This window comes from Priestia sp. FSL P4-0332 (assembly GCF_038005845.1).
Classification (GTDB): Bacteria; Bacillota; Bacilli; order Bacillales; family Bacillaceae_H; genus Priestia.
On record NZ_JBBOUA010000002.1, the window covers coordinates 1 to 18,934 of the forward strand.

At 32.9% G+C, this 18,934-nt stretch carries 20 protein-coding genes and 1 pseudogene; 8 read left to right on the forward strand and 13 right to left on the reverse strand.

Annotated features, from left to right (window positions below; genetic code table 11):
• Positions 1 to 229 precede the first annotated feature (229 nt).
• Genes MKY06_RS26890 through MKY06_RS26905 form a run of 4 tightly spaced genes read left to right on the forward strand, consistent with a single transcriptional unit; the run spans position 230 to position 4,069 of the window.
• Positions 230 to 403 (forward strand): hypothetical protein, encoded by a 174-nt coding sequence (locus MKY06_RS26890; protein ID WP_013060080.1) that lies wholly within the window; start codon positions 230 to 232, stop codon positions 401 to 403.
• Positions 390 to 1,352: a polyprenyl synthetase family protein gene (locus MKY06_RS26895; protein WP_053488454.1), complete on the forward strand. Its 963-nt coding sequence runs from the start codon at positions 390 to 392 to the stop codon at positions 1,350 to 1,352. The genes MKY06_RS26890 and MKY06_RS26895 overlap by 14 nt, the downstream gene beginning before the upstream one ends.
• A complete protein-coding gene (locus tag MKY06_RS26900) occupies positions 1,339 to 3,489 on the forward strand; it encodes a sensor histidine kinase (RefSeq protein WP_013060082.1) in 2,151 nt (716 codons plus the stop codon). The genes MKY06_RS26895 and MKY06_RS26900 overlap by 14 nt, the downstream gene beginning before the upstream one ends.
• On the forward strand, positions 3,461 to 4,069 hold the full coding sequence (locus MKY06_RS26905; RefSeq protein ID WP_013060083.1) for a response regulator transcription factor: 609 nt from the start codon (positions 3,461 to 3,463) through the stop codon (positions 4,067 to 4,069). Before MKY06_RS26900 ends, MKY06_RS26905 begins: the two co-directional genes overlap by 29 nt.
• 1,299 nt (positions 4,070 to 5,368) lie before the next feature.
• Here the strand turns inward: MKY06_RS26905 and MKY06_RS26910 are convergent.
• Both MKY06_RS26910 and MKY06_RS26915 read right to left on the reverse strand, forming a co-directional pair.
• A complete protein-coding gene (locus MKY06_RS26910) occupies positions 5,369 to 5,878 on the reverse strand; it encodes a DinB family protein (RefSeq protein ID WP_053488456.1) in 510 nt (169 codons plus the stop codon).
• Between the two features lie 336 nt (positions 5,879 to 6,214).
• Positions 6,215 to 6,922 (reverse strand): IS6 family transposase, encoded by a 708-nt coding sequence (locus MKY06_RS26915; protein ID WP_194758134.1) that lies wholly within the window; start codon positions 6,920 to 6,922, stop codon positions 6,215 to 6,217.
• 223 nt (positions 6,923 to 7,145) lie between these two features.
• Here MKY06_RS26915 and MKY06_RS26920 point away from each other — a divergent pair, with 223 nt between their 5' ends.
• A complete protein-coding gene (locus tag MKY06_RS26920) occupies positions 7,146 to 7,772 on the forward strand; it encodes a type 1 glutamine amidotransferase family protein (RefSeq protein WP_053488458.1) in 627 nt (208 codons plus the stop codon).
• A gap of 246 nt (positions 7,773 to 8,018) precedes the next feature.
• Here the strand turns inward: MKY06_RS26920 and MKY06_RS26925 are convergent, their stop codons facing one another.
• From MKY06_RS26925 to MKY06_RS26935, 3 genes are all read right to left on the reverse strand, one after another.
• The gene (locus MKY06_RS26925) at positions 8,019 to 8,441 is read right to left on the reverse strand and encodes a hypothetical protein (protein ID WP_029321023.1); all 423 of its coding nucleotides are present in this window, start codon (positions 8,439 to 8,441) and stop codon (positions 8,019 to 8,021) included.
• Between the two features lie 896 nt (positions 8,442 to 9,337).
• On the reverse strand, positions 9,338 to 9,559 hold the full coding sequence (locus tag MKY06_RS26930; protein ID WP_053488459.1) for a DUF3006 domain-containing protein: 222 nt from the start codon (positions 9,557 to 9,559) through the stop codon (positions 9,338 to 9,340).
• 664 nt (positions 9,560 to 10,223) lie between these two features.
• On the reverse strand, positions 10,224 to 10,451 hold the full coding sequence (locus MKY06_RS26935) for a helix-turn-helix domain-containing protein (protein WP_053488564.1): 228 nt from the start codon (positions 10,449 to 10,451) through the stop codon (positions 10,224 to 10,226).
• 259 nt (positions 10,452 to 10,710) lie between these two features.
• Between MKY06_RS26935 and MKY06_RS26940 the strand changes: the two genes are divergently transcribed.
• Positions 10,711 to 11,232 carry a hypothetical protein gene (locus MKY06_RS26940; protein WP_053488460.1) on the forward strand — a complete coding sequence of 174 codons (522 nt, stop codon included), beginning with the start codon at positions 10,711 to 10,713 and terminating at the stop codon, positions 11,230 to 11,232.
• A complete protein-coding gene (locus tag MKY06_RS26945; protein WP_156322662.1) occupies positions 11,219 to 11,383 on the forward strand; it encodes a hypothetical protein in 165 nt (54 codons plus the stop codon). Before MKY06_RS26940 ends, MKY06_RS26945 begins: the two co-directional genes overlap by 14 nt.
• 637 nt (positions 11,384 to 12,020) lie before the next feature.
• Here the strand turns inward: MKY06_RS26945 and MKY06_RS26950 are convergent.
• From MKY06_RS26950 to MKY06_RS26970, 5 genes are all read right to left on the reverse strand, one after another.
• Positions 12,021 to 12,467: an RDD family protein gene (locus tag MKY06_RS26950; protein WP_053488461.1), complete on the reverse strand. Its 447-nt coding sequence runs from the start codon at positions 12,465 to 12,467 to the stop codon at positions 12,021 to 12,023.
• A gap of 185 nt (positions 12,468 to 12,652) precedes the next feature.
• Entirely contained in the window at positions 12,653 to 13,000 is a 348-nt protein-coding gene (locus MKY06_RS26955; protein ID WP_053488462.1) for a hypothetical protein, read from the reverse strand.
• Between the two features lie 273 nt (positions 13,001 to 13,273).
• Complete coding sequence (locus MKY06_RS26960) at positions 13,274 to 13,693, reverse strand: hypothetical protein (protein ID WP_194758135.1); 420 nt, start codon at positions 13,691 to 13,693, stop codon at positions 13,274 to 13,276.
• Between the two features lie 71 nt (positions 13,694 to 13,764).
• The gene (locus MKY06_RS26965; RefSeq protein WP_081113366.1) at positions 13,765 to 14,208 is read right to left on the reverse strand and encodes an SMI1/KNR4 family protein; all 444 of its coding nucleotides are present in this window, start codon (positions 14,206 to 14,208) and stop codon (positions 13,765 to 13,767) included.
• A gap of 79 nt (positions 14,209 to 14,287) precedes the next feature.
• Complete coding sequence (locus MKY06_RS26970) at positions 14,288 to 15,070, reverse strand: hypothetical protein (protein ID WP_029321039.1); 783 nt, start codon at positions 15,068 to 15,070, stop codon at positions 14,288 to 14,290.
• 160 nt (positions 15,071 to 15,230) lie between these two features.
• Here MKY06_RS26970 and MKY06_RS26975 point away from each other — a divergent pair.
• A pseudogene (locus MKY06_RS26975) lies at positions 15,231 to 15,315 on the forward strand.
• Between the two features lie 26 nt (positions 15,316 to 15,341).
• Here the strand turns inward: MKY06_RS26975 and MKY06_RS26980 are convergent.
• The 3 genes from MKY06_RS26980 to MKY06_RS26990 all read right to left on the reverse strand — a co-directional run bounded on the left by MKY06_RS26980 (position 15,342) and on the right by MKY06_RS26990 (position 18,915).
• On the reverse strand, positions 15,342 to 16,643 hold the full coding sequence (locus MKY06_RS26980) for a replication protein (RefSeq protein ID WP_097812058.1): 1,302 nt from the start codon (positions 16,641 to 16,643) through the stop codon (positions 15,342 to 15,344).
• A gap of 482 nt (positions 16,644 to 17,125) precedes the next feature.
• Entirely contained in the window at positions 17,126 to 17,701 is a 576-nt protein-coding gene (locus MKY06_RS26985) for a MerR family transcriptional regulator (RefSeq protein WP_029321043.1), read from the reverse strand.
• Between the two features lie 1,085 nt (positions 17,702 to 18,786).
• Positions 18,787 to 18,915 carry a hypothetical protein gene (locus MKY06_RS26990; protein ID WP_255260822.1) on the reverse strand — a complete coding sequence of 43 codons (129 nt, stop codon included), beginning with the start codon at positions 18,913 to 18,915 and terminating at the stop codon, positions 18,787 to 18,789.
• Positions 18,916 to 18,934 lie beyond the last annotated feature (19 nt).

The window sequence follows — 18,934 nt, forward strand, 5'->3', positions numbered from 1 at the left end:
ATTCATTTTTCATTCCCCCAGAAAGTTTTTATTAAGACGCTATGTCTTATACATTTAATTTACCAGACGCTTTTTTATAAAGAATCCGTATATACCGCAATAAGATTTTGTGAATTTCCGCATATGCAAAAAAATACATAAAAGTATAGTATTGAAAAATAAATAGTTCTAATGTACATTTTTACTTATAGTAGTTTAATAACCATTTTCTAGAAAGAGGGTTTTTCTTATGACTAAAACACTATGGAATTTTTTAATGGAGATGAAAAAAAATAATCTTACCTTTGAAAATTATGAGTTATGTCCATCTTTGAATGCCCTGTCACCTGAAGAAAAAGTTGTATTAAATGAATATGCAAGAAGTTTAGTTTTAGAAAACGAGGTTGGAAATGAATGGGTTTAGAAGCGATTTAATTGATCATATTAACCAGCATCTTTCTAGCTATAAGCAAAGTGGAAGAGCAGAAGTAGACCTTCTTGCTCTAAAGCACCTCTCTAAAAGAGGAAAATTATTAAACCAAGAACTTTCAGGATTCTCATGGGGAGAACTATACCTTACTCTCTCTTATTTTTTAAAAAGAAGAAAAATGACAGAAGAAGATTTCGAAAAAGCTTTTGGTATTGAATGTATATTCTTATCTGCCGACATAGTAGATGATATATGTGATCTTGATGATCCGAATCTTCCAACCTTTCAAAATGAAGATCGATATCTTATACTCATTTCTCAATATCTACTGGCAAAAGGCTTCTTCTATCTCAGACCTGTATCAGACTCTTATGAAGACAATTGCCTCTTTAGCCTCATAATGGATTCAGGATGTGGAGAATGGAAAGACCTCCACTTTCGTTTCTCTATAAATAAAAGAGTTATACCTACTGAAGAGGAGTATTTTAAACTGATTAAACAAAAATCCGGTAAATTAACAGAGATAATTTCTCAAGCTATCGATCCTTCACAACTTATATTAAAAAAAATCACTTATTATATAGGCATAGCTGGACAATTGAGAAATGATGCTGCAGACGTGCTAAATGACAAAAAAAGTGATCTTCGAGATTTAAAAGCGTATCTGCCTTTTTTAAAAGCTTATGAGTACAGTTGTGAAGTACAAGATGAATTCTTTCATAAGTTAAAAGATGAAGAAATCATGACCTCTCCTTTAAAAAGACAGTTGATAAGAGAATACATAGAACAATCTGGCTCTATCGATTATTGTCATATCTTATCCAGGTTTTACTATATGAGGGCATTTAAGCTTTTAGAGGAACATTTTAAGCTTTCAAAGAAAGAAATGAACTACTTCAAATCTTTATTTCTACAAAGGAGTCAACAGCATGAACAAGCATAATTTATTAATTTGTTTGCCTTTAGGCACTTTGTACATCATCATTTTTATGGCGAATGGTTATTATTTATATCTAAGCGATTTTAGAAGATTTGTGGATTCGGCAACTTTAAATTCTTTTTATGTAACAAGTGTTATTAGTTTGATATTTTTTAGCATCGGATTATTTAGCTTTTTTAAGAAACAAAAATCCATCGTGATAAAAAATTTCTTCTTATTAACATCTGTCTCTGGTATTGCTATTTCTACTTCTGTTTTGTCCAGTCAGGATATACCAGTTTTTAAAACTATAGAGATCATTAGTGTATTTATGCTCTCTTACTTATTACTAAGTTTCTTCGCCCACTTCCCAGTTTCGACTAAACCTAATTATGTGAAAATTATAATTTTTTCATCATTACTTTTCTCAACCCTGTCATCTGTAGTGTACTTAATTTGCAATTACCTTGGTTATGTAGAGCATTCTAAATTTTTTTACATATACAGAGTTTTATTAATCGGTAACTTGTTCTTTAGTATTGTGGGCTGTATTTTTCTTATCTCTTTACATCTAAAAACTAATTCATTAAAAGTAAGAAATCAGTTATATATCTTGATCTTTGGAATTGTTTTTAGCTTTGGTCCACTTTTTTTATTCAATTTAATACCTGGAATGATTTTTGGAGAATCTCAAATACCTTTTGTCTATTGTTTACCCAGCATTATAGTCTTCCCACTGACAACTTCTTACTTATTAGTAAAGCATGAAATTATTGAAGTTGAATTGGAAATTTCTAAGTGGATTAATATATTGATTTATTACATACTTAACTTTTTGCTTTTTAGTATTTTAATTAAACAATTTATGCACCTTTCTAATAGAGAATTATTTGTCATATGTAGCGTTGGCCTTTTATCTGCATGGGCATCTATTTTCCTTTATAAAATAGGTATTAACACTTTTATACAAAAGAAGACAAAAAATAGAGAGAACACGGACCTGAATGAAATTGAACTTTTCCAAACATTGTCTAAAGAAAAACATGCTAAAAATCTTGCAAAAATTATAGGAAAAGTCATTCATCAGAAGTTCGATATCAATGGTTTATGCATTGTGTGGAATTCTAATAATATATATCATTCATTACATGAGACGGGCATTTTTCAAACCATGAATCAATTTAACTTTCTTAATGAAATAAACAAACTTGAAAAAGATATACTTCTTGTTGAAGATCAAACCCCTAGCATACATATGCATTTTGAAAAATATCACTTAATCTGTTTTCCAATCGCAATAAACCAATTAGTTCAAGGTGTTATTGTTATAGGTGAAAAAAACAACCATACTCTCTTCCAAGGGAAAGAGTTCATTGAGCTTAAAGAACTAATATGTGAATCAGCAGATATACTTTCAAGTGCAGCTATTCTCAATATTAATGACAAACAAATACGTCGAACAAAGACAAGAGTTCAGAACTGGAACCAATTTAATCACCAAGTCATTCAGTCTCTAGAAAAAGAGAGGAAAAGATTGTCCATTTTCTTACACGATGAAATCCTTCAAAGTCTTATTTTGCAATTGAATGAAGTTAGAATAATGCAAACAAAAAGGAATTTCTCAGTAACATTACTAGACGAAATGGATGATCAGCTTGAAGGAATGATTTATAACATTCGAAAGATGTGTCATGACCTCCACCCTATCATCGTGGAGGATTTGGGTCTAGAGCCAAGTTTACAGTCTTTAAAACGAGAATTTGAACTAAATTATAGTATCTTAATTCATGTTCAATTTAATTGTGAGTTCAAAATCATTTCTAAAAATCATGAAATACAAGTTTATCGAATAATAAAAGAGCTGTTAAATAATGCTGTTAAACATTCAAAAGGTAAAAACATTAAGGTTCTTATTTTAGAAGAGAATGGTTTCTACCAGTGCAGCGTAAAAGATGATGGCATAGGATTTGATGTCCCAGACAATTTCTTTGATTTTAGTAAAGGTAACCACCTTGGTTTACTAACTATTCATCGTCAAATTGCTGAATTAAATGGGAGTATGAGAATTTCTTCTGATAAAGGACAAGGTACTTTTGTTACATTTACTATTCCACTGGACTGGGAGGATAAAAATGAGTATACGTACGCTACTAGTGGATGATCATTTACTCGTAATGTTAGGAATCAGAAGATTACTCGAAAGCGAAGAAGACATTGAGATTATAGATACAGTCAGTGATCCCTCGTCTTTAATAGAAGTTGTAGCAACTACATCCCCTGATGTAGTCGTTACAGATGTTCGTATGAAAGAATTTAACGGAATTGAGTTAACAAAAGAACTTTTGTCTAAATTTCCAGAAATAAAAGTTGTCATTTTATCAGGCTATGATCACGAGGAATACTACAATGCAGCATTTAAAGCAGGAGCTAGTGCGTATATTACAAAAGAAAGATCTGCTTTCGATTTAGCAAATGCTATCCGTCAAAGTAATATGGGCTATATACTATTCTCTAAAAACCAGATTAGCACGAAGGACTTTGAAACCCTTACTTCTGCGGAACAAAAGATACTTCTTTTAATTTCCAAAGATAAGACGAATTATGAAATTAGTATGGATCTTTCAATTAGTAAAAGAACAGTAGAATATCATATTTCTTCTATTATTAGAAAGTTAGATGTAGATTCACGAGTAGGAGCAGTAGTAAAAGGCATTAAAAAAGGGTTGATTGAAGATTTTTAAAATTTAGAAATAGATAAAATAGCAGAAAAAGATATATAAATAAATTCAAAACTAGATATTTCTATATCGTAAGTGTGCACGATGAAAGATTTATCAGATGGAATACAGTTAAAGGTGAGCTTAATGAAGATATAGTAGATGACAATTGCCTTGCCTAACTAAAAGAAGAAGATAAATAATTCATTAGAAAAATAGAAAAAATCCCTGGTGCGTTAGGGGGAGCTTTTCTGTTACACATATCTTATTTAAAGAACAAACTCCTCAAGTCATCTTGAGGAGTTTGTTCCAATTAATAATAATTTATTTATTGATGCCATCTCTTGTCTACATACTTCTTGAAAATTTAGATTTAGTTATTTTTTAACTCTTGTTACACTAAAAAGTTTTTCTCCATAATTAACTTTACTAATACCAACTCTTGCAAGTCCACCCACAATAGCAGGAAGGATCCATCCTGACCCTATTTCATACATGGGAAAATATAGAAGGAAATAACTTATTAAAATGTGTAGAACATGCACTTATAAGTCCTACACTGTTTGTTTTATTTAATAATGACAAACGGTGTCTTTTACTTCTTATGGTATACAGACCTATCCTCTACTTACCTTTTAAGAAATTGTTTTATTAAAGACAACCAAATATAAGATTTATAAACATTCAATGTTATTATCTTTTTAAAAATATATATTTAACTGAAAATATAAAAGAAATGTACTCTATACAAAAAAGTAAATATATAAACTTCTTTATAAAAAATAAAGTTTTAATATTTACTCTTTGTGACGACAAATACGAAGTTTTTCTATAACTCTTGTGAGACTAAAAAGGTACACCTATTTAGACAGTTAATAGCCTAATGACAACGCGTCTATTAACTCTCAAAACTAAACCTTTTTAAACCCATAAAAAATAATATACCTTATTATACGTTTTGTCATGGATGGGTACCGTCACATGCCCATCATGTCACTTTGACCTATAAATTGCACTTATTTTAAGTGTTATTTTGCACATTTAACTTTAATACCCGGCTACCTTCACATGAAAAGATTAGTATAATGTATTGAGCTCTCGTTCTTCGTTAGCTTAACGAAGAGGCCTTGATTTTTTCTTGTTTGAGATTATTATTTGCTTTTCGTTTTTAGACAAAATCCTGTCTGCAACCAATCGCTGCTGCTTTTTTCAACCCGTCTTGTCCTCTCTTCATATCTGTCTATGAACGGGGCGGGAGGCTGCCATAAAGAAAGAACGAAAGCCGCGTTTTCCGCGCAGCTTCCGTCCCGATCTTCCGGATAACTAACTCAAATACCGAGTTCGGATAACCCCCATGTGATGAATCTCGTGTCCTGCAATGCCGTACGCGAGGGCACGCGCCGTAATGCTTGCGTTGTTGGCTGTGCCTTTGCGGGACCACGCCTCCGCCGGTAACCCGCGCAGCAGTGTGATCGTCGATTGCCGTACAGCCCGGTAGTCTTCAGCCAACTGCGCGGTTGACCAGCATCCGAAAGGAGGCATGAACAATTCCTGGTCGAAACCGGACAGAGGCGTCTGGTCCCCTCTTGCGAACCGGAGCAGGCGGTAGGTCATGACGCGTTCTCCGTCTGCGATGTGGCCCACGACTTCTTTCAGTGTCCATTTTCCTTCCGCATACCGATACGCGCCATGGCTTTCGGTCAACGATGCCAGCAGTTCTGTCATTTGCTTTTCCTGGGAGAGCAGAATGTCGATGATGTTGCCATCCGGCACCAACCGGATATACTCTCCGATGGCCCAGGCATATTCTTCTTCTGACGGTCTTTGATTCATGCGTAATCACCTCTCTATGAAGTTATAGAAAATTAAAATGCTCTTTCCAATGCTCTACCGCGATTTTTTTGCGAATTTCGTAATTTCAGCATGTATAATGAATTCGCGAAAGGATAAAGCTTTCCTTCCAATAATTGAGTGTAAGCAACCACTTAGTTGGTCGATGGCCGCGCTAAACTTCCCTTTAACTTAATAATAATCATCTCAATTTTTTATAATTTCCATAATAAGTTATTCAATATAATGGCCCGATTATTGAATATGCACAAAACCCGGTTCTGGTGCAAAGGTTGAAGCTATATAAAAGAGGTTTATAAATTCCTATAGGATTTGTTCTTATGCAGCTATTACGAATAGTTGATGAATGAAACTTATTTGATTTTGGACAGACTTCACCTCTTGATAAACCTGTTTCTTTTTCATCATATGCATGACCTCTATTCCAGAAATAATGGCTTTTGCTGTACGAAACGTTTTTAAGCCTAACATCGTAGAAAGGCGCTTCTTAATAAACCTGTGATCCTGCTCTACAATACTATTTAGATATTTAATTTGTCTTATTTGGATGCCTTCAGGCATCTTTTTTTCCTTTTTTAGCTCCTGGATAGCAATGGGATAAGCAGGATTTTTATCTACTGTAATCGTACGAGGTATCGAAACGTGCGAAAAAGCCAAGGCTTTCTTAAAAAAGCGCTTGGCTGCTTGTTTATTTCTTGCTTTGCTTAGATAAAAATCAATCGTATTTCCCTCCGAATCAACGGCACGATAGAGATACATCCATTGTCCTTTTACTTTTACATAGATCTCATCAACCCGCCAAGAATCGTTCGTTAGCTTAAGATGGCGTCGTACTCGCTCATTTAATTCAGGACCATATTGATGAACCCAACGCATAATCGTTGTATGAGCAATACATAATCCACGTTCCTCCATCATTTCTATCAAGTCACGAAAACTTAAATTGTACCGTAGGTAACATCTTACATTTAACAAAATAAGATCAGGCTGATAATGTTTCCATTTGAATACATTTTCCTTTTCCATACCGATCACACACCTTTTTAAGAATAATAGTATCAGTATATCCAAGTTTTAGAGATTGCTTATAAGTAAATTGAAGTATTTGCACCAGAACCAGACTTTTTCTATTTTGTTTTCTTTCAAATAATTCTCAATCTCCCTATTTTTTCTGAATATTTTAACATTTTTATAAATATATGTCTTTGAAATGGTATAATATAGAGAACGTCAGTTCTGGAGGCTTAGTATGCAAATTAAAAAAGTTTATATTTATGTATTTAACACAATGTCAGATTGGGAGTATGGATATTTAATTGCTGAACTAAATTCAGGAAGATATTTCAGACAAGGTTTAGCCCCTTTAAAAGTAATGACAGTAGGAGTTAATAAAGAAATTATTAAAACAATGGGGGGGCTGAGTATACAGCCGGATATTTCTCTTGATGAGTGCACTCTTTTGGATAAAGATCTTTTAATTCTACCGGGAGGAAATACATGGAGTGAGGAGATTCATCAACCTATATTGAAAAAAGTTGGGGAAGTTTTAGAGCTTGGTACTATTGTAGCTGCAATTTGTGGTGCTACTGATGCCCTTGCAAATAGTGGATACTTAGATTCTAGAAAGCATACGCTTAATAACTTAGAATATACAAAAATGGTCTGTCCCAACTATAAAGGGGAGAAGTTGTATGAGGTTGGACCTGTAGTATCCGATAATAACATGATTACTGCTTCAGGAGTAGCACCTCTAGAATTCGCGAGGGACGTATTAAAAAAATTAGATGTATTCGCATCAAATACATTAGATTCATGGTATAGGTTAAATAAAACTCAGAAGTCCGAATACTTTTTTCAGTTAATGAGCTCAATATAGATCCCTAATTATATACAAGGTGGATTACAATAATTTTCTTTTTTATTTTTGTAGATACCTATAATCCGTTTTATGTTAACTAAAGATGTATATCTTACACACCTTAAAAATACAAAAAAACCTATCTCTTTCCAATCCAAAGAGGTAGGTTTTTTCTGCTCTATTGCTGTAAGGATTTTCGCTGATGCCTCACAGCGTCTCGTGTAGTTTGCTCAGAACAGAAAGATTCATGTAAAAAAGAAAAACTTAGTGTTTTCTTATATCCAATATCTTAATAACGTTGTTTAAATGCTTTTCTGATTCTTCTAAACGTTTTTGAGTATTTACTAAAGATTTTTGAACAGATAAAACAGAGGGAACTTTGATATTTTTGGCTTCTGTGCATACTAGATGACCTATACTGTCCTGCCATTGGATCGTACATTTGAAATTCATAAATAACTTGTTGCTTGTTTGCAAAATAAGATATTGGGTTACAGGGTAAGAATTTGTAATCTGTGACAGCATTAATATTGCTTTATTTCGGTCTTCTTTATAAATAATATTCCATATGCTAGAGGTAGATTGAAAATATGAATGAGTTATATTTGAAGAATTTAGAATTGTACCATCTTGCCTAATTTGAAAATAAGGAACAGGAATCCATTTAGCTATATTACTCATATCCATGTTCTAACTCCTTTAAATTAATGAATTTTTTCACTTGGGACAATATGTTTCTAGAGCAGTGACCATGGTAAATTAAGATGTATATAATATACATCTTAATTATCAAAAAAACTACCCTATCTAAAGGTATTCCGAAAATTTTTTTATGTTAACTAAAGTTGTAGACGATATTCATTTCATATGATTAGCTTTTTATAAACAATAAAATATAAACCGCCATGTATATTAATCTATAAATACGATTAGACTAGTAACGTATTCCCCCTATTCCGTTATAGTTGAAAACCCTTTGCTATTTTATAGCAAAGGGTTCTTTTTTTGCCCTTGATAATACTCATAATGAAATTAGCTCAGGTAGCAAATGTGAATATCATGACATAAGGTTAATGAAAGATGAAAATAGCTGTTCCTATAAAATATGTTGTTAATTTAGATGTATAAGAGATTACTAGTTGGGGGACAATAAAAAATAGAAACTTACATATAGGAGGTAAAACTAGTGAGCGAACATAAAAACATTTTTTCTACGTTTGTTAATGAAAATCAATTTGACTTACATTCATACCTTACTTATTTATTCATCAATGAATGCCAGGAAGGTGTAGTAAACGAATTAGAACAGAAACATATAAACCAATAAATTTATAAATAAAAATGTGAAATGAGAGGGTAAATCATAGTGAATGAAAAAATGGTGTAGACGACTTTATCTTTCTGGGAAGAAGGAATAAGTCGTCTATTATACTTGCCTAATCAGGTACGCATAAAACAAGGTATCAGTAAAAATTCTCCTTCTAGTTCCATAACATATCATAATAAAAAAGCCGAAAAGGTAAGCCTCGGCTTTTTGAATCACGCGGTATCTATATAATGTTGTATATCATTAGTAATGGACCTTAATCTTCCCAAACTTCATTCATTAAATCTTCAATTTCTTTTGCCAGTTTTTTTGTTTCAGTTTTATCAATCTTCACTTTATCCCCTGTAATATAAACGACATCTCCAACTTGTGTTTCTTTGGGGAAAATACTCTTAGGGTAATCCTTTGTCGTTCCTTCAATTTCAACAACAGCAAAGCCCTCTTCAAATCGATCAATAATACCTTTTATCTTTTTCATAATTACCTCGATTTTTTAACAGAATAAGATGTTCCATCACCTGTGATAATAATTGTACCACTTTGGTCTGTTCGTAGAATACTTGCTTTAGAGTTTTTTAGTAAGTTCACAACTTGAGAAGTAGCATGTGAATGAAGAAAGAGATCTTATTTGAATCGTATGTCTTGCTGTTTGATATTGAAATAACAATTGTCAGTATAATAGAAAAAGAAATGACCACACATTATGGACATTGATGGCGACAAATTTTTTTCGCTGAAGGTGGAACTCAACTCTGCGATAATCTCCCCTTATTATTCCGATTAAATCTTCTTCAAGATATCTTCACTGATCATGAATTACGCGACCTATTTATATTAGTAAATATAAAAAACACTTTGAATCAACAATCAACTATTTCTCAGGATGATTTTGCCCACCTTAAGTATTTCTCTCACCAACTAAACAAAAAGAAATTCCTCTCATTATCTATCTAACTTTATTCGCAGTGAAAAATCTTAAAAACACTTAAGCATAAATAATAAGAAGTAAATAGGAGTTATATTTTTAAGAACTTAATGAATATGAAAAGCCTACTTGTAGAAGAACAAGTAGGCTTTTCTGCTACGTTAAAGTCTATAAAACATTTACGTATCATTCCCAAGATAATTATAGCATTTCCTATTTATATTTGTAGAAAATCTTCTACTTTTACATCCTTCTTTAACTTTCGCAATCCTTTATTTATTCTGTAGATTGTGGAGTATTTAGGTATGTAGTCTCTATCGTTACAAAGCCTAGATATAGTTGGGCGACTTAACTTTGTTGCCTTTTCGAGTTCTAATTGATTAATATCTTCTTGATTATCTAACCATCTTCCAAATCTTGTTCGCTTCTTTCCTAAGCCTAGAATCATACAGCCATCTCCTTTAAGAAGAAGTATGGACATTATGTAACTTTTTTAATCATTAGAAAAAAAGTTACATATAGGACAAGCAGTAGTTCATATCATAAATTAAGACGTCAGAAAGAGACGTCAACTTAAACTATTAGGAATGGAGCGAATCAAATGACAAAAGAATTAGCAATCTCGCTACTAAGTCGAAAAGACGTCTATTTAACGCTAGAAGGAAAACAGATGTTAGAGGTCATCTTGAAAGAGAAAAACGCGTATGAAGAGAAATAAGAAGTCGAAAAATCAAGTTGACACCTATCGACCAACCGTGCGTTACCATTCTATGTATCGTACATATGTAGATAGTCTGTTTCAATCTACAGAATTAGATCGAAATCAAATTATGAGGTGTGCGCTTTTTACTGCAGCGCACAATCCTGTTTTCTTAGCATTAATGAATCAGTATAAAATGAATGACGTCCCTCTCCCCTCCTCTCCATGGCAGCCTTCTTCCCACCAGTTATGGATGGAACAAGAGCCCAACATCGAAGAGAAAGGAGGAGGAGAACATGATGACCTTGAGCGAAAAGGAACGGCTACAAACACTTCTACGATACTTAGAACATCAACAGATGGCCAATCAATGTCAGAAGCAACTATTCAATCCAAACAGCAGCCTTCTACCAGTGAAAAGGCAGCAGGGCCTGCAAGACGTCAGCAACCGATTGAGAGACGAACAAGGACGTTTCCTACCTTACAATTATCAAACAATGGAGGAATCAAACTTGATTTCAGGTAAAGAAGTAGCATTACAACGAAAACTAAAAATAGAACCGATTGAAGGTTCTTATAATAGTTATGCGGTAAATGAAAAGGAAAAGAGGGATTGGAGTGGGAATATCTATTTAGCTTGTGTGGCAGCGATTTTAGCGATCGCCTTTTTTACCTGACGTCTTTTTAGAATAGTGTCGATATTTTGGTCATAAACATATAGCATGAATACAGTTAAGACCGCCTTATAAACTGATACGTAATGGGCGGTCTTTGTTGTAAATATGATTAAAAACTCCTGGGAAGTGGAAAAACAAGTATAAAGATTCATATAAAATATATCTTTTATATCTTATAATATGGATGACACAGGAGGTATGTAGATGGAAAATAGTCCTCGTTTCGCAGAATTAGTCTCTGATTTTGAAAAACGGTTAGGTGGACATTTAAATGCCAAAGAAAAAGAACTACTTGTATGGATATAAAACAGAAAGTAATAAGTATGTTCAATAATCGACATTTATCCTCTTCACCTTTTTAGAAATTTTCTTATATGTAGCGTAGAATTACCTATACACGATAGGTGACAAACAGAAAAAATCCTACACACTGAGGTGTAGGATTTTTAAATCGTCCCGAATATTAGATTAGAAACAGAGGGTATTCGGTATTGCAAACGAAATGAAAGTTTAACTTTCCATATTATTCTATCAAAAGTATCTTTACTATTGAATATGGCAACATTCTCAATTTGCTACCTGTATCTGGAACAACAAAAGGTAATAAGTTACAATTCACCCTATTGTAGATTAAGTATTAATCGACAAATGCTTGTTTATCCTCTATTTCACCTGGCTTTGAATATGTAACATACGTGCCTGCCATCATGTCATGAAGACTTCTTTTATCTTTACGGAAAACCACCATGAATACACTCACAATTAGCGCAATACCTAATGTAAGACCGTAAACAATGCCGGCTACAAGAACTCGTAATAGCATTGCTCCAATTCCAAGTTTCTTTCCATTGACTTTGACAATTCTAACTCCAACAATTCGTTTCCCTATAGTATATCCATACCATAATATAGGTACAGCAACCGCATAGATGAAACCTATGAGTGAGGTAATGGGATCTTCACCATCAAAGTCTCCTGTAATAAGAAAGCCAATAAGCCCCAAAGGAATACTTACAATAATGCCATCTAACAGATTTCCTAATAGGCGTATCCAAAATCCTGCTGGTTTTGTTACTTGATCCACTTTATATTTCTTCCCTTCTTGTAAATTAACACTTTATCTATCTAAATAGCTCCTCAAATGATGATAACATGATTGAAGAGGAAGGTAAAAAATATAAAATATTTTAAATTTATCCACTAATAATAAAATACATGTCTCTAGTATTGATATTACTAAAGAGATATTCATAGAAAAGAGATAAAAGATTAATTAGGTTTTTTTAATTGTAAATTTCCCTTATTAAAGATAATAACAGCATTATAAGCTTCATATAAGGCATACAAAGGGTAACAAAAAGCCATAAATACAATCATAGTTGGTACCTTTTCAACAACACGAAAATGGCCGGACATGAAACTTTTAACCGCAATTCCTAGGTAAACCAATAAAGGAATGATAATAACAGCTAATAACAATAACCACGGGGTCATTTTGGTTTCCTTCAGTTTTTCTCGACAATGTGGGCATTTCATTGTAAAAGGACTTGAAAAATCTTCGAAATGCTCAACCGTAATAGGTTTTTGACACCCTGGACAAGGTGTTGATTTTTTCATATAAGCTTCTCCTTTTTGAAATGTAAAAGAGTAGAAATAACAGGGTTATTGAATATATAACATTGCTCTTTTAAAAAAAGCTTTAAATAAGTTTAGAGCTCTCTACTTTGATAGGCTCTACACGTTTCATATAGGTAGCTGCCATCAAATCGTGTAAACTTCGCTTATCCTGGCGGAAAACCACCATAAAAAAGCTAATGATAGCAACTATTCCTCTTGTAAGACCATACATAAGACATGGAATGAAGACATGTAAAACCATAGATCCAAAGCCTACATCTCGTTAAGGTTATAGTTAAATCGCTTATATACCTTGTTTTTATGTTGGTGATTCGTTTTCATAATATTGATGATGACATGTTGCTCACTTTTCCAATGTACATCAACGTCATGAATCATAAAAGGTTGAACTCCTTGAAGCTCTTTATATTGATTAAGAGTGCTTCCAGGTTGTCCGTAGTACATTCTAAGAGAATCAGCCTTTTCTTTTTGCTCATAATCAAAGTAATCAGTGGTTTGTTTATACATCTTTTTTACTTCAACAATGTTTTGTTGATTAGGAGATGTGCTGGTTGTAAGTGAGACGCTACGTATCATGTTTGGTTGCTGTTGGCTTTTATCCAAGAAATGGTTCATCACAAATACAAGAAAAATTACTCCAAAGGATAACATGATCCAAAGCCAATTTTTCATGTCGACACTTCCTCTTTTATGATTGAAAATCAAAATGAGTAGATGATCTCATTACAAAATAGCATTTTCTGCTATTTCGTATTCTTAGATAATAACATACTCAAAAACTCTTGGAAGGTCTCAGCAATCTTTGATGTAACTGGATCACACTCATATGATTCTTCGTAATCTAGAAAATCAACAGACGGATTGTTTTTATCATAGTGAAAGTTCAAACATAAATAATCTCCCCATGCTAGCTTCGCAATTGGAATTAATTCAGATCCAATGAGATCTTCATCATAAAAATTCCGGCCTTGTTCTCCTAAAGAAGTTTCGCAGCAACCAATGTCATACACACCATAAGGATGCTCACTGAAGTTTTTAATAATGCCTAAAAAACGTTCAATTTGACATCTCTTATTGATGATTGTTAATGGTGTAGAATCTATTACTGTACATGCGTTATAGTGTTTCAAGAATTCTTTATAGGCATTGGGCAATTGGATGCGAAAAGAAGCCTCTATTTCTGCAATGTCTTGATCCTATGGTAATGGATAAATGATGCTTTCCTTCACAAATCTCCTTGCAATAGGTCATCTTCAAGGAAATACATTACGACTTTTGATATTCATACATAACTGGAACTTTATCCATTTTAACGGTTTTAGCTACAACATAACGACGGTAACCGTCTTTTAAGACATTCGATCCTTTTTCAATCGTCAATGGCTCATCTAAGCGTCCTGTACGTTTCACAAAATCAATGACCTTTTGTGTTTTTTCAGCGTTTGGACGTGTCTTTAAGAATGCTTCAGGTACGATAATGTCATCAAAGTTCAACAGATCCTGTGTTCCTTTAGGTTGGTTCGGTAGTGTTTTCTTTTTAGGCTCAGCCTTTTTTTCTTCTGTAGGCTCTTGCTTTACTTCCGGCTGAACAGCTTTTGTTTCTTTCTTTTCTTCTTTTGGTGCAGGTTGAGAAGTAGTTACCGGTTTTTCTTCCTGTTTAGTAGCAGCAACTTCTTGTTGCGCTGCAAAAGCCTCTTGTTTGGCCTCTTTTTTATCGTTTGATTCATTGCCTTCTTTGTCTTTCTTATTCGGGAGAACGGTAATCTGGAAGCAGATTACGCCTACTTCACCAGGGCATTCATCAATCGGAATGTCTAATGTTGGTTCTCCTTGAATTAAGATTTTTTCATGCATAATACTTTTTTTCGTGAGACCTGTTTTGTTAAAAGCCTTCTTTGCAACAAATACCGTATACGAAATAAACGTACTCTTCTTCAACCCTTTAGGCGCAGATGGTGACCCTTTTTCACGCATATCAAAGGCAACATAGCGATCGTATTCTCGTAATGGTCCTGTGGCTGATCCGGTTAACGTAATTTTATGTGGCATAATGTTCTCCTCCTGCGTAGATATAGATTTATTTATTATTTAGAACAGTGTTCTAAGTAAACATGTCATAATAATAATTCAGCTTATAAGGGGTTTCTTTACTCTTTGCATTTACTCTTATCGTACATATAAACAGAGACTATGCGCATACTTTGAGTATGGACTTGTAGCTCAATGGCAGAGCAGCCAGTCGTATTACACTATACAACTTTGGCGTCTTGCGGGTTCAAATCCTGCCAAGTCCTCGCTATACTTTAACTATTTTTAAACATTAAGAAGCTGGTTCCTTTAATTTAGCATGTTGATGCAATAATTTTTTCTCCTCAGGTGTTAATGCTTGTCCTAAATCTTGTTTCAGTTCCACCATTTCTAATGAACTGTACGTAGAGCAGTGTTCCTGCAGCAAGCATTCCTCTTCTGGTGTAAGCTCTTGTTTTAAGTCTTGCTTTAACTGAATCATTTCAAGCTGTTGTTCTAAAGATATTTCTACTTTTTTTGTACCCTTCTCTTGATCCTGCTCAGCCTTTAACCAATCCGGTAAGATTTCTTTACGGATAATATGTTTTGGTATAAACAATTTTGTTGATGACTCTTCTTTATGTATAACTTCCTCATGAGTTGGATATACTGATGAATAATCCTCGTTTTTATGATTAACCAACTGATAGAATTGGTTTTTAGCAATCTTATAGAGTAATTGGCACATATTATCTAGGGACAAAGGCTTTCCTTTATGATTAGCTTCATGTACATATTTGTCTAATCCAATAATAGATGTATACGCAATTTCATGTACTTGCCCTTTGGTAATATCAATCTCTGTATCTCGTTTGACCGTTTTTGCAGCATTTTGAATGCGAGCATAAAAGTCTTTTAATTGATGACCATACTTACCTGCGTAGACTTGATTGACTTTCTTAGGAACACCTTTGATATAAGTAAATGACTGTGAAGCAGACATTAAATGATTATTTATATGATTTATAGGTAAATCAGGGTTAATAAAGGCATCAGGTGATTTATCGGCCTTTAAGCTTGTTGTATCAACGTTTTCAGCAATTTTAGGATACATCACAGGAAGCGTCACAGGAGTTGTCATTTCTTCTTGTTGGACCGTTTGTATACCTGTTGTATCATGGGCAAAAAAGATTTCTTCGCAAATGTGATTAAAGTTCTTATGGCTTTTAAGAATAAATACATAGCTATCAGGATGAGTACCTGTTGCATCCTCTTTAATGTATCGTGCTACAAGCACAAACGGTGTCGCTTTTAACGAACGTACAAAACGAGAAACCGTACTTTTAGAAACTTTAAATTTCTTCATGAGCGTTTCAGAACGAATGGCTTGGATACCTGTAGCCACTAGGTTATAGATGACATGGTCGAGCATTTCCATTCTTTTTTTAGGAAATTCTTTATGTATGGCTGATTGGTTCTGTTTATAATGAGTACGAATAATTTTCAAAAACTCTTCTTTCTTTTTCCGAAGTGTGGATTTGTTCTTCCATAACCACTTAAACCGTCCGTTGAAGGTGTCTACATCTTTTAAATAGCAGGTCAATATTTTTGTCATTTGTTCATTATCTCCTTTAAGGAACAAAAAAAGACACTGTTTCCCTGGAAAAAGGAAAACAATGTCGTGATTTTGATGAACTAAGCCCTTGAAATAGATAGCTATTTCATATAAAATAAAACCATAAGTTTTATTTTGTAGAAAAACTAACTCTATTAACAAGAGACTTCGACAAGTGTTTTCCCTACTGTTACTAGGGGGAACGGTTTAAGAGTGCTACCAACACGTCTTAAACAGTTGAAGTCTTTTTTCTATTCCGGTCATTTTTGTTAGTTTTATTATAGCGTTAATTAATCTCATAATTCAATAAGAATTAGTAATATATCTCAAAAGATTTAGTTTTACATCTTTTATGAGGTGAAAATCCTATCTATATTTAAATGAATTTATTGTTGAAGGTATTAAGAAAACTCTCTCTGACAACTGCTACAAAAACAATAAAACAGCTTCTAATTACTGGTCAGTAATTAGAAGCTGTTTTATTATTTTGTGAACATTCTTTTCCATATGCTTTTTCCTTGTTCTTTTTGAATTTCGGTCATAGCTGAATGGATAGAATCTAATTTTTTAAGTAATTGATCATTCACTTCTTTTAAACGCTGATTGTCTTGTTCAAGTTTATTCATCTGTTCTTTTATCTCTATAACATCTTTTTTTTCTGCCAAATTTTCAGATGGAAGCGTTAGTTGTTCTTTCTTTTCCATTTTTTTATCCATTTCTTCTATTTTTTTAGCAAGTAATAAAAATGCTTCTTTAAAGGAGTTTTCGTTTGTATCTTCTTCCTCTAAATCCTTGTTAATAATTTTTGTTTGTTCTTCGCTCATTAAATTTGCTTTAATTAATTCTTCACGAATCATTTCATTTGGTGCATGTTTTCCGAATTTCTCTTTTAGTTCAATAATCTTCTCAATTTTTTTATCTTCATCAGTAAATATGTATCTTATTCTTCCAATTCTTTTATGTCGTACTAACCCGACTTCGCACCAGTCCCGTAATTGATGATTTTCTATATTAAATTTTCTAGCAACTTCTGAAATAACCATTGTTTCTTCGCTCATAATTGTACCTCCTTCACAAACGAATTAATCTAACTGAGTTAGTATCCTCTTATATGGAATATTTTTAATAACTTAATTAAGTCTAACTTAATTGGTCCTAACTAATTAAATGCTACTTATTTTGAACCTTGTCTTTATTATTCTAGCAGATTTTACACTTAACTGAATTAGATTTATTATATTTTACGTTATGTAGTTCAATTAAATTTGAACTGAATCCTTTAAAAAACTATAAATGAATTTATAGTTTTTTAAAATATTACAATAAGTTTAATTAAAATGCAATTAAGTTCAACTAAATGCAATTAAGTTCAACTTAATTGCATTTTAATTAAACGGCTCTTTAGTGCCCTTTTAATTTAGTTTGACTTATTTTATTATAAGTTCAACTAAATTAGAGTTGTTTGCAACGAGATGGTTTTGAGTTAACCTTAAGTTTAACTATTGGATTTAAATCAATAATTTAGAAGCAAAAAAGTTATGTGTTAAGTTATTTTTCTCATTTGATCCTCAATCTATTGAGGAGTTTAATAGCTGAGACTACTGTTGATTCTGTTTAGATAATACACTTCTTCTGTAATATGGTGTGAAACATATCTATGGAGGCATCATCATAAAAGCAGTCTTTTTGGCTGAAAAGATGCTTTATCTCGTATTTGTGTACATGCTGAGTAAACTCACCACTTATGTATTGTGAACCGAAATCGTTACGAAGAGGTAATCCCTTTCAGGACTTTTGGGCAGTGTAAGCTTTTTGAAGTGCTTCAATGATCAACTCTGATGTGATTAAACGAGAAAAAATAGCACACAATTTCTTTAGTGTGAATTTAATGAAGATGTTAAACAGCACCAACCGCCTCATATCATAGGGACATACTTAATTTCAGGCAACCATTGTTTAGAGAGGTTTGATAATTTTTTGAAACGCTAGAATGTATTTTACTTTTTCGTGAATATGACCATAGTCTTTTTTTTTGAATATCTAGCTCTTGTTTTAGCTAGAGGTTTTCTAATGAATCTTAGCTAATTCTCTAGGTATTAGAGAGCATTCCTCTGTATTAAAATATGTTAATACATTCACGCAATTATAAATTGTTACTTCTGATCACCATATTCGCTGCTTGATTCTTTAACCAAGTTTCCAGCATGATATAAATACATAATCGTTTTCTTAAAGTCATCATTTTATTTTCTGCCTGTCCACTTATGTTCATTTCCCACACCTCCTCTCAA

What these genes read in the sequence shown, in the direction of transcription:
- MKY06_RS26970 (WP_029321039.1), bottom strand. Translation starts at nt 15,070, where the DNA reads ATGCCACATAAAATTACGTTAACCGGATCAGCCACAGGACCATTACGA.
- MKY06_RS26960 (WP_194758135.1), bottom strand. Translation starts at nt 13,693, where the DNA reads ATGAAAAATTGGCTTTGGATCATGTTATCCTTTGGAGTAATTTTTCTT.
- MKY06_RS26895 (WP_053488454.1), top strand. Translation starts at nt 390, where the DNA reads ATGAATGGGTTTAGAAGCGATTTAATTGATCATATTAACCAGCATCTT.
- MKY06_RS26990 (WP_255260822.1), bottom strand. Translation starts at nt 18,915, where the DNA reads ATGAACATAAGTGGACAGGCAGAAAATAAAATGATGACTTTAAGAAAA.
- MKY06_RS26940 (WP_053488460.1), top strand. Translation starts at nt 10,711, where the DNA reads ATGAAGAGAAATAAGAAGTCGAAAAATCAAGTTGACACCTATCGACCA.
- MKY06_RS26925 (WP_029321023.1), bottom strand. Translation starts at nt 8,441, where the DNA reads ATGGATATGAGTAATATAGCTAAATGGATTCCTGTTCCTTATTTTCAA.
- MKY06_RS26930 (WP_053488459.1), bottom strand. Translation starts at nt 9,559, where the DNA reads ATGAAAAAGATAAAAGGTATTATTGATCGATTTGAAGAGGGCTTTGCT.
- MKY06_RS26900 (WP_013060082.1), top strand. Translation starts at nt 1,339, where the DNA reads ATGAACAAGCATAATTTATTAATTTGTTTGCCTTTAGGCACTTTGTAC.
- MKY06_RS26890 (WP_013060080.1), top strand. Translation starts at nt 230, where the DNA reads ATGACTAAAACACTATGGAATTTTTTAATGGAGATGAAAAAAAATAAT.
- MKY06_RS26980 (WP_097812058.1), bottom strand. Translation starts at nt 16,643, where the DNA reads ATGACAAAAATATTGACCTGCTATTTAAAAGATGTAGACACCTTCAAC.
- MKY06_RS26915 (WP_194758134.1), bottom strand. Translation starts at nt 6,922, where the DNA reads ATGGAAAAGGAAAATGTATTCAAATGGAAACATTATCAGCCTGATCTT.
- MKY06_RS26905 (WP_013060083.1), top strand. Translation starts at nt 3,461, where the DNA reads ATGAGTATACGTACGCTACTAGTGGATGATCATTTACTCGTAATGTTA.
- MKY06_RS26985 (WP_029321043.1), bottom strand. Translation starts at nt 17,701, where the DNA reads ATGAGCGAAGAAACAATGGTTATTTCAGAAGTTGCTAGAAAATTTAAT.
- MKY06_RS26910 (WP_053488456.1), bottom strand. Translation starts at nt 5,878, where the DNA reads ATGAATCAAAGACCGTCAGAAGAAGAATATGCCTGGGCCATCGGAGAG.
- MKY06_RS26920 (WP_053488458.1), top strand. Translation starts at nt 7,146, where the DNA reads ATGCAAATTAAAAAAGTTTATATTTATGTATTTAACACAATGTCAGAT.
- MKY06_RS26955 (WP_053488462.1), bottom strand. Translation starts at nt 13,000, where the DNA reads ATGAAAAAATCAACACCTTGTCCAGGGTGTCAAAAACCTATTACGGTT.